Genomic DNA, 9,338 nt, shown 5'->3' on the forward strand with positions numbered 1-9,338 from the left:
GCAACTGGCGGAGAAATTCGCGGCGCCCGTCAACACGGTGAAGACGTGGCTTCGGCGCAGCATGTTGGATATTCGCGAATGTCTCGGGTTATGAGATTCGGACTATGAGAGCTCATACGGTGAGGGTGGGTCTGGACCGCAAGTGATGGCCTATACGGAGGACCATATCGCGCTCGCCGCGGAATATGCGCTCGGCACGCTCGACGCCGGCGAGCGCGCGCAGGTCGAGACCATGATGGCGGTGGACAAGGGGTTCGCCGATCTGGTGCAGGCGTGGGCATTCCGCCTCGGCGTCCTCAACCAGATGGTCGGCTCGATCGAGCCGCGTCCGATCGTGTGGGAGAACATCAGTTCCGAGCTCGCGCGGACCGGCTTTGCGCAGGATCCGCCAGCGCTGCCGGACGCAGCACCGCCGCCACTCGTGCCGGAGTTTTCCTCGCCCGAAACCATGCCTCCGCAGGTGCCGTCGGAGACTATGCAGCAACCGCCGCCGCAGCCTCCCGAAGTGGAGCAGCCCGCCGCGGCGCGACTTGAGTCCGATGCGATACCCGACGTCGTGCCGATCTTCATGCCGCAGGTCCACGCGCCGAACCCGGATGTCGTGCGTGCGCCACCGCCGCCGGTTGCCGACAACAGCAACGTGATCCGGCTCGAGGGCCGCGTGAAGCGCTGGCGCACCATCGCATCCGCCGTCGGCGCGCTCGCGGCCGCGCTGCTCGTGACGCTGTCGCTTCAGATCTTCCTGCCCGACGCGCTGCCGGGCGGCTTGCGACCGCCAGCGCGCATCCAGACGGTCGAGGTGAAGACACCGGCGCCGCTCCCGGTATCGTCGCAATATGTCGCGCTGTTGCAGGGCCAGGGCGGAGGTCCCGCCTTCATCCTCACCATCGACGGTGCGACCAAGAACTTTACGGTGCGCAAGGTCGGCGCGACACCGGAGCCCGGCAAGAGCTTCGAGCTCTGGCTGATCTCCGACAAGCTGCCGCGTCCGCGCTCGCTCGGCGTGATCGGCGCCGGCGATTTCACCGCACGGCCGGTGCTCGGTTCGTACGATGCCGACGTCGTCAACGGCGCGACCTACGCCGTCACCGTCGAGCAGGCGGGCGGTTCGCCCAACGGCCAGCCGACCTCGGCGCCGGTGTTTTCCGGCAAGCTGATCGAAACCGTGCCGCCGTCACAGCCGCAGGCGCCCGCCAAGAAGTAATCGTCGTAGCTCGGATGGAGCGCAGCGCAATCCGGGACCACTGCCCTGCATTCCGCTTTGCTCCATGGGGCCTATAAGTGCGTAAACCTGTCGCCACGGTCCGTCCCACCGTCGTCTTCCGACAAATCCTGCCAAATCCGCCCCCGATTTGAACCTCTCCGCGTTTCGCGGCGTCAAATGCCCGGAATTTGCAGTCGGCGCCCCAATCATGGTGCCGGAGAGGGGCGAGAAATCAGATGGATGCAGCGAAAACGTCGGGCATCTTCATTCACCAATACGCGGGATTGCCACACGGCCAGGCCTTCGAACATTGGCGCGAGCGGACTTTCGGGGCCTGCGGCCTGGATATCGGGCCGAGCCGGGGCGACAGCATCGATTGCCGGCTCCAGGTCAGCGTGGTCGACAATATCGCGCTTGCCATTCCCGAAGGCGCCTCCGCGCAATATTCACGCACCCAAAGCCACCTTGCCGACGGCAGCGACGATCTCGTCCTGATCGCGGCGCATGCGGGTCTCGTCCGCGTCGGGCAGAACGGCCATGCGGTGGAGCTTGCGCCGGCGCAGATGGTGCTCGTCGACATGGGCATCACCGGCACCGTCGGTCACACCGAGGAAGATCGCTTCACCACCATCCGCATGCCGCGCCGCGCGCTGCTCGACATCAACCCGCGTGCCGAGGACAAGCTGTCGCAAGTCCTCTCGGACGGCGCGGTCGCCGAAACGATCTTGCGCTACCACTCCCTTGCCGCCCATCATGCGCCGCATCTCGACGCCGTCGGCCAGCGCCTCACCGCGCAGCACATGGTCGATCTCGTCGGCCTCCTGCTCGGCACCGACGCCGAGCATGCAAGTCTCGCGCGCGGACGAGGTCATGCGGCGGCCCGTCTCGATCTCATGCGCGCCGACGTGATGGCTGCGCTTGGCCGCAACGATCTCTGCCTGTCCGAGATTGCCACGCGCTCCGGCCTGAGCCCGCGCCAGGCCCAGCGCCTGTTCGAGCAGGCCGGAACGACCTTCACCGAGTTCGTGCTGGAACAGCGCCTGCTGCAGGCGCGCAAGCTGCTCGGCGATCCCCGCGCCAGGACCCGCAAGATCAGCGACATCGCGCATTCGTCGGGTTTCTCCGATCTGTCCTATTTCAACCGCGCTTTCCGCAAGCGCTTTGCCGCGACGCCGTCGGAACTGCGCGAGGCCTGAGCGCGCCGAGAATTTGTGCGGCGCGCCGGTGCCACCGCAGTTGGTCCGCCCGGCCGGATGAGTTATATCCCTCTGCGCGGTCAGACGGCTCGATCGTTCGTCGCTTCCTCGTCGCTCTCTTGGGAAATGCAGTCAACGGACATGGCGCGTATCGTCGTGCTCGGCGCCGGGTTTGCAGGTCTGTGGGCGGCCATCGGTGCCGCACGCAAGCGCGAAGAGATCGGCGCGTCCGGCGGTGACATCGAGATTCGTGTCATCGATCGCAATCCGTATCACAACATCCGCGTCCGCAATTACGAGGCCGATCTCAGCGAGGTCGCGCTTCCGCTGCCGCAACTGCTCGATCCGATCGGCGTCAGTCACGGGATCGGCGAGGTCGAAGCCATCGATCCGGCACGGCGCGAGATTTCGCTGGTCACGGGTGGCGGCGACGAGACGCTGGCTTATGACCGGCTGGTGCTGGCGCTCGGCAGCGAAGTGATGCGTCCCGACATTCCCGGCCTTGCCGAGCATGCTTTCGACGTCGACACTTATGCAGCAGCGCTGCACCTCGAGGATCATCTCACCTGGCTCGGACGCAGCGTGCCCGCACCGGGGCGCTCGACGATCGTCGTGGTCGGCGCCGGCTTCACCGGCATCGAGGTCGCGGCCGAGATGCCCGACAGGCTGGCGCGCGCCGGCATCACGGGCAGCCGCCGCATTATCCTGGTCGATCCCAATCCTGTGGTGGGCGCCACGATCGGCGCGCATGCGCGTCCCGTCATCGAGACGGCGCTGGCCTCGCTCGACGTCGAGACACGGCTTGGCGTCCGCGTCGTCTCCGTCGAGGCCGCCGGCCTGCGCCTGAGCTCGGGCGAGTTCATTCCGACGCGGACGGTGATCTGGTGTGCGGGGATGCGCGCGAGCCCTTTGGCCGCGAGCTTCCCGGACGCACGCGATCGCCTTGGACGGCTTCTGGTCGATCCCATGATGCGGGTCGCGGATGTCGGCGGCGTGTTCGCGGCCGGCGACGTCGCCTCGAGCGTGGTCGACGGCTTGCATCCGACCGTGATGTCCTGCCAGTTCGCGCGTCCCATGGGCCGCTTCGCCGGCCACAATGTGGTCGCCGATCTCGCGGGCCTGCCGATGCTGCCGCTCCGGATCGACTGGTACGTGACCGTGCTCGATCTCGGCGGCTGGGGCGCACTCTATACGGAAGGGTGGGACCGCGAAGTCCGCGCCACTGGCGCCGCCGCGAAGGCAACCAAGCAGACCATCAACCGCAGGCGCATCTATCCGCCGCTCTCGGGGCGCAAGGACGAGCTGTTCGCGGCAGCTGCGCCAACCGTGCAGGCGCCGCCGCCGAGTTATGGGGCGCGGTAGTATCGGTGCCCGTTGGGGGGTGACTGCGGTACGTTTTCCTTCGTCATTGCGAGCGTAGCGAAGCAATCCAGAATGTCTCTGCGGAGGGGTTTTGGATTGCTTCATCGCAAGAGCTCCTCGCAATGACGGAGCTGGACGCGCGTGCGCTCACGATGACGGCATACCCCGGACATGAGAAAGCGCCCGTGGGGGGCGGGCGCTTTCTGTAGTCGACTTGGGGTTGGGGTCGTCTACATATCCACGTGGCGACTTTGGGGGGCTGATAAAGAGCCGCGTGAATTCCTGAAACTCAAATCTCCTTAGCGAACGAGGGACACGTTCGAACTGGTGATAGCGATCGGCTTGCCGGCCTTCATGACGCGAGCGGTCTGGGTCAGGCCTTCATCTGAACTCGTACGCGCGGTGATCCCAAGACCCGCCACCGCGATGCCGGCAACGAGCGCGACAACCACGATCTTGAGGTGGGTCGAGCGATCTGCGCTGTAAATCGAGTGGTTCATGGAAGGCTCCTGCCGCCATCTACCCGAAGTAGTCGCCTGCGTGTTTGGGCAGGTTCATGCTTCCGGTGCCCAACAACCTAGTATTGGGAGGATTCGTTCCCAAGAGGCGATCACAAGAGCGTGACAGGACGTGAGAAGTCGCGATCAAAAGCGACTCCAGATCGTGCAATTTTGCAATTATTTCAAAGCTGTAATGTGTCTGTCAGGCGCCTTCCCGACCGTGGATCGGCAAAGCGCCAAAAGCTTAAAAACCATTTGCATGTGGCCAAAAAACACACGGCTTCTTAAGGCAAATCAGATGCTTCCGACCGTTTTCAGTCTCGCCCTGGGGTGGATTTCAGCCTGCGACAGCACTGTCGTCTGGGCCCGGAACCGCTCGACCAGGGAACGCACGAAGGGACGAATTGCCGCAGAGGTGACCAGCACCGGGGCCTCGCCTTCGCGGGCGGCGCGCTCGAAGGCCTCGCGCACGCCGGTCATGAACTCCGACAGCTTCGAGGGCTGCATCGCGAGGCTGCGCTCCTCGCCCTGGCCGATAATGGATTCGGCGAAGGCTTGTTCCCACCGCGCCGACAGCGCGATCAGCGGCAGATACCCGCTGTAAGAGGTGTTCTGCGCACAGATCTGCCGTGCCAGGCGGGCGCGGACGTGCTCGACCATGGTAGCCGGATTGCGCGAGAAGGCGAGCGAGTCGGCGATGCCTTCGAGGATGGTCGAGAGGTCGCGGATCGAGATGCGCTCGGCGAGCAGCAGCTGCAGCACACGCTGGATGCCGGAGACGGTGACCTGTCCCGGCACGATGTCCTTGACCAGCTCGCCTTGCTCCTTCGGCAGCTCCTTGAGCAGCTTCTGCACCTCGCCATAGGAGAGCAGGTCCGACATGTTGGCCTTGAGCAGCTCGGTGAGGTGGGTCGAGAGCACGGTCGCGGCGTCGACGACGGTGTAGCCCTTGAGCGAGGCCTCCTCCTTGAGGCTGGCATCGACCCAGGTCGCGGGCAGGCCGAAGGTCGGCTCGGTGGTGTGGATGCCGGGCACCTGCACCTGGCTACCGCCGGGGTCCATGACCATGAACTGGCTCGGCCAGATCTTGCCGGTGCCGGCGTCGACCTCCTTGATCTTGATGATGTAGGTGTTGGCTTCGAGCTGGACGTTGTCGAGGATGCGCACGGCGGGCATCACGAAACCCATCTCGATCGCGAGCGAGCGGCGCAGCGCCTTGATCTGCTCGGTGAGGCGATCGGTGCCGTCGGGACCGTTGACCAGCGGCAGCAAGGCATAGCCGAGCTCGATCTTGAGGTCGTCGATCTTCAACGCCGCGGAGATCGGCTCCTCCGCCGCAGCGGAGCCGGCTGCACCCGGCGTTCCCGGCGCAGGTGCGGTCTTCGCAACTTCCTCAGCCCTGGCAGTTGCCCGGTTGCGGTTGCGGGCGTGCCAGGCGAGCGCACCGGCGCCGGAGCCGAGCGCCAGGAAGGGGAGGGTCGGGATGCCCGGCAGGGCCGCCAGCACCAGCATGACCGCCGCGGACATCGCCAGCGCCTGCGGATATCCGGAGAACTGCTTCATCAGCGCCTTGTCGGCGGCGCCGGACACGCCGGCCTTGGAGACCAGCAGGCCGGCCGCGGTCGAAACGATCAGCGCCGGCACCTGGGTGACGAGGCCGTCACCGACGGTCAGCAGCGTGTAGCTGCGGCCGGCGTCGGCAAAGGACAGGCCCTGCTGCGCCACGCCGATGATCATGCCGCCGACGACGTTGATGAAGACGATCAGGAGGCCGGCGATGGCGTCGCCGCGGACGAATTTGGAGGCACCGTCCATGGCGCCGAAGAAGCCGCTCTCGTCCTCCAAATCCTTGCGCCGCTGCTTGGCGACCGCCTCGTCGATCAGTCCGGCGGAGAGGTCGGCGTCGATCGCCATCTGCTTGCCGGGCATGGCGTCGAGGTGGAAGCGCGCCGCGACTTCGGCGATGCGGCCCGAACCCTTGGTGATGACGACGAAGTTGACGATGATCAGGATGGCGAAGACGATGATGCCGATGACGAAATTGCCGCCCATCACGAAGCTGCCGAAGGCCTCGATGACGTGACCGGCGGCATCCGTGCCCTCGTGCCCGTGCGACAGGATCAGCCGGGTCGAGGCCATGTTCAGCGACAGCCGCAGCATGGTCGAGATCAGCAGGACGGTCGGGAAAGCGGAGAATTCCAGCGGCGCCTGGATGAACAGCGACGTCATCAGGATCAGGATCGAGAGCGTGATCGAAATCGCCAGGAACAGGTCCAGCACGATCGCGGGCAGGGGAAGGATCAGCACCACCAGGATGGTGAGGACGCCGAGCGCCAGCGCGATATCGCCGCGCTTGAGGATGTTGCCGATCTCGGCGAGGGTGGGGAAACCGGCGTTTGTGCCGCCTACGCCCTGTCCAGCGGTGACGTCGACCATGGTAGCTGCCCCTCCGCGCGACTGCCGTCCGCGCGCCCCAAATGTCTGCGCGGCGGCCGAAGGGCCGCCGTTCCGAAAGTGAGGCACCGCACTGGCGTCCACAGGGCATTCCCCGTTCTACGCGGCTGACGACACTCGACTCCACTGGGCAATTCTTGCCGGGTGTATGGTTAGCAAACGGTTAATAAAGGCTGCGGCATGGGGGCTGACCGGGGTATTTCGGCCATCTGGCAGGCAAGCAGTCGTCATGCCCGGCTTGTCTCGCCGAAGGCGTGGATGGCCGGGACGAGCCCGGCCATGACTTGTGGAAGCGTCTGGGAGCGAAATCGGCGGACGGAGCAAGTAGCCCTACTTCGCCTTCTCCATCCGGGTCACCGTATAGCCCGAAGTCGCCTCCTCGGCTTCGAAGGTCACCTTGTCGCCGACCTTCACCTGCTTGAGCACGGCCGGGTCCTTGACGCGGTAGACCATGGTCATGGGTTCATCCATGCCGAGGTTCTTCGCGGCCCCGTGCTTGAGCGTGATCTTGCCGGCGGCCTCGTCGATCTTCTTGACCTCGCCGCTGATGGCGGCGCCCTGGGCTGCCAGGGCACCTGTGGCAAGGCCGACGGCCAGCGACAGTGCGGCGGCGATGCGGATGATGCGATTCATGGGGACCTCCCTTGCGTTATTTCACGGTGACGTGGCCGACCATGCCGTAGTCGCGGTGGTCGGGTATCAGGCAGGAAAATTCGAACGTGCCGGCCTTGCTGAACTTCCAGAGGATCTCGGCTGTCTTGCTCGGTGCGAGCCTGACACCGTTGGGATCGTCGTGCTCCATGTGCGGATGCTTCTTCATCTCCACCGCATGCGCGAGATTCTCTTTGGTGGTGGCGAGCAGGAATTCATGGTCCTCCTTGCCGACGTTGCGCAGCACGAAGCGGATCTGCTCGCCGCGTTTGACCTCGATCCTGGCGGGGGCATAGTCCATCTCGTTCAGCAGGATCTCGATCGTGCGCGCGGGCTTGTTGGGATCGCCGGGCTCGCCGGCCGAAAAGGTGCCGTGCCCGTGCTGGTCGTGGGCAAAGGCCGGCGCGGTCGAAAGCGCGGCCAGCGTGAGACCGAGCTTGATCGTCGTCTTCATTGGTGTCTCCAGTTGGTGGTGGTTCATCGAAACGCTCACATCTTCATGTTCTTCATCGGCGGTCCGCCTGGTTGTTGCCGCACGGGCTCCGGGGCCGGCGGCGTGACTTCGTAGGCGACGGTGCCTTTCGGGAATCGGTAGGGGCCCGGATCCCGATAATCGTCGCGCGAGAGGCCCTCGCGGATTTTCATCACGGTGAACATGCCGCCCATTTCGATCGGGCCGAACTGACCGGTGCCGGTCATCATCGGCAGCGTGTTGTCGGGCGCGGGCATCTCCATGTTGCCCATCGCCATGCCGGTCGAGCCCATTGCCATGCCGTCAGGCGCGAGCTTGCCGACGGCCTTGGCGAGATCCTTGCGCGACACCCCGATCATGTTGCGCATGTCGTGTCCCATCGCATTCATGGTGTGATGCGACTTGTGGCAGTGAAACGCCCAGTCGCCGGGGTTGTCGGCGAGCACGTCGAACACTCTGACAGCGCCGACCGGTACGTCCGTCGTCGTCTCCGGATATTGCGCGCTCTCCGGAATCCAGCCGCCGTCGGTGCAGGTCACCGCAAAGCTGTGGCCGTGCAAATGGATCGGATGGTTGGTCATGCTGAGATTGCCGATGCGCACGCGCACCTTGTCGCCGAGCCTGACCGGCAGCGGATCGATGCCGGGAAACACCCGCGCATTCCAGGTCCACATGTTGAAGTCAGTCATCTCGTTGACGCGCGGCAGATAAGTGCCGGGATCGACGCGATAGGTGCTCATGACGAAGACGAAGTCGCGGTCGACCGGGCGAAAGTTCGGGTCGCGCGGATGCACGACGACCATGCCCATCATACCCATCGCCATCTGCACCATCTCGTCGGAATGCGGGTGGTACATGAAGGTCCCGCTCTTCCTCATCTCGAACTCGTAGACGAAGGTTTTCCCGGGCTGGATGTGCGGCTGCGTCAATCCGCCGACACCGTCCATGCCGCTGGGAATGATCATGCCGTGCCAGTGCACGGTGGTGTATTCGGGCAGTCTGTTGCTCACGAAGATGCGGACCTTGTCGCCCTCGACGGCCTCGATCGTCGGGCCCGGCGACTGGCCGTTATAGCCCCACAGATTCACCTTCATGCCCTCGGCGAATTCGCGCACTACGGGCTCGGCGACGAGATGGAATTCCTTCCAGTCGCCGTTCATCCGGAACGGCAGCGACCAGCCGTTCAGCGTGACGACGGGGCGATAGTCCGGCCCACTGATCGGGTGCAGCGGCGGCTGCATCACGACCTTGTCCATGTGCGGGGCTTCCGGAATGGAGGCGGCCTGTGTGCGGCCGCTGACGACGGATGCGCCGGCGAGCGCGGCGCTACCCAAAAATCCTCGGCGGGAAAACATGTTGGCCTCCATGTCAGTGACCGCCATCGGCAGGCGCTGCCGCGGCGAGAGTGGTTGAACTGTCGCCGTCAGCGGGCGCGCCGCCGCCGTTCACGGCGGTCTGCAAGTCGCATTGGGCAAGGAAAAATCTTTGCTTCGCATCGA

At 65.1% G+C, this 9,338-nt stretch carries 8 protein-coding genes and 1 pseudogene; 4 read left to right on the forward strand and 5 right to left on the reverse strand.

The window, feature by feature from the left end; all coding sequences use genetic code 11:
• The 4 genes and pseudogenes from IVB47_RS34685 to IVB47_RS34700 form a co-directional block, all read left to right on the forward strand.
• Positions 1 to 94, forward strand: a pseudogene (locus IVB47_RS34685) (RNA polymerase subunit sigma-70); the annotation flags it as partial.
• Positions 95 to 145: 51 nt separating this feature from the next.
• On the forward strand, positions 146 to 1,204 hold the full coding sequence (locus IVB47_RS34690; RefSeq protein WP_247468384.1) for an anti-sigma factor: 1,059 nt from the start codon (positions 146 to 148) through the stop codon (positions 1,202 to 1,204).
• A gap of 236 nt (positions 1,205 to 1,440) precedes the next feature.
• Complete coding sequence (locus tag IVB47_RS34695) at positions 1,441 to 2,400, forward strand: AraC family transcriptional regulator (RefSeq protein ID WP_247468387.1); 960 nt, start codon at positions 1,441 to 1,443, stop codon at positions 2,398 to 2,400.
• Between the two features lie 141 nt (positions 2,401 to 2,541).
• Positions 2,542 to 3,762: an FAD-dependent oxidoreductase gene (locus IVB47_RS34700; RefSeq protein ID WP_247468389.1), complete on the forward strand. Its 1,221-nt coding sequence runs from the start codon at positions 2,542 to 2,544 to the stop codon at positions 3,760 to 3,762.
• A 299-nt stretch (positions 3,763 to 4,061) separates the two neighbouring features.
• Here the strand turns inward: IVB47_RS34700 and IVB47_RS34705 are convergent, their stop codons facing one another.
• The 5 genes from IVB47_RS34705 to IVB47_RS34725 all read right to left on the reverse strand — a co-directional run bounded on the left by IVB47_RS34705 (position 4,062) and on the right by IVB47_RS34725 (position 9,194).
• The gene (locus IVB47_RS34705) at positions 4,062 to 4,262 is read right to left on the reverse strand and encodes a hypothetical protein (RefSeq protein WP_007600553.1); all 201 of its coding nucleotides are present in this window, start codon (positions 4,260 to 4,262) and stop codon (positions 4,062 to 4,064) included.
• Between the two features lie 294 nt (positions 4,263 to 4,556).
• The gene (gene flhA, locus IVB47_RS34710) at positions 4,557 to 6,698 is read right to left on the reverse strand and encodes a flagellar biosynthesis protein FlhA (protein WP_027568198.1); all 2,142 of its coding nucleotides are present in this window, start codon (positions 6,696 to 6,698) and stop codon (positions 4,557 to 4,559) included.
• 348 nt (positions 6,699 to 7,046) lie between these two features.
• Positions 7,047 to 7,349 carry a copper-binding protein gene (locus IVB47_RS34715; protein ID WP_247468391.1) on the reverse strand — a complete coding sequence of 101 codons (303 nt, stop codon included), beginning with the start codon at positions 7,347 to 7,349 and terminating at the stop codon, positions 7,047 to 7,049.
• A gap of 16 nt (positions 7,350 to 7,365) precedes the next feature.
• On the reverse strand, positions 7,366 to 7,821 hold the full coding sequence (locus IVB47_RS34720; protein ID WP_247468394.1) for a cupredoxin family protein: 456 nt from the start codon (positions 7,819 to 7,821) through the stop codon (positions 7,366 to 7,368).
• A gap of 35 nt (positions 7,822 to 7,856) precedes the next feature.
• Positions 7,857 to 9,194: a copper oxidase gene (locus IVB47_RS34725; RefSeq protein ID WP_247468397.1), complete on the reverse strand. Its 1,338-nt coding sequence runs from the start codon at positions 9,192 to 9,194 to the stop codon at positions 7,857 to 7,859.
• Between the last annotated feature and the right edge of the window lie 144 nt (positions 9,195 to 9,338).

It is taken from the genome of Bradyrhizobium sp. 62 (assembly GCF_023073035.1).
Taxonomy (GTDB): Bacteria; Pseudomonadota; Alphaproteobacteria; order Rhizobiales; family Xanthobacteraceae; genus Bradyrhizobium.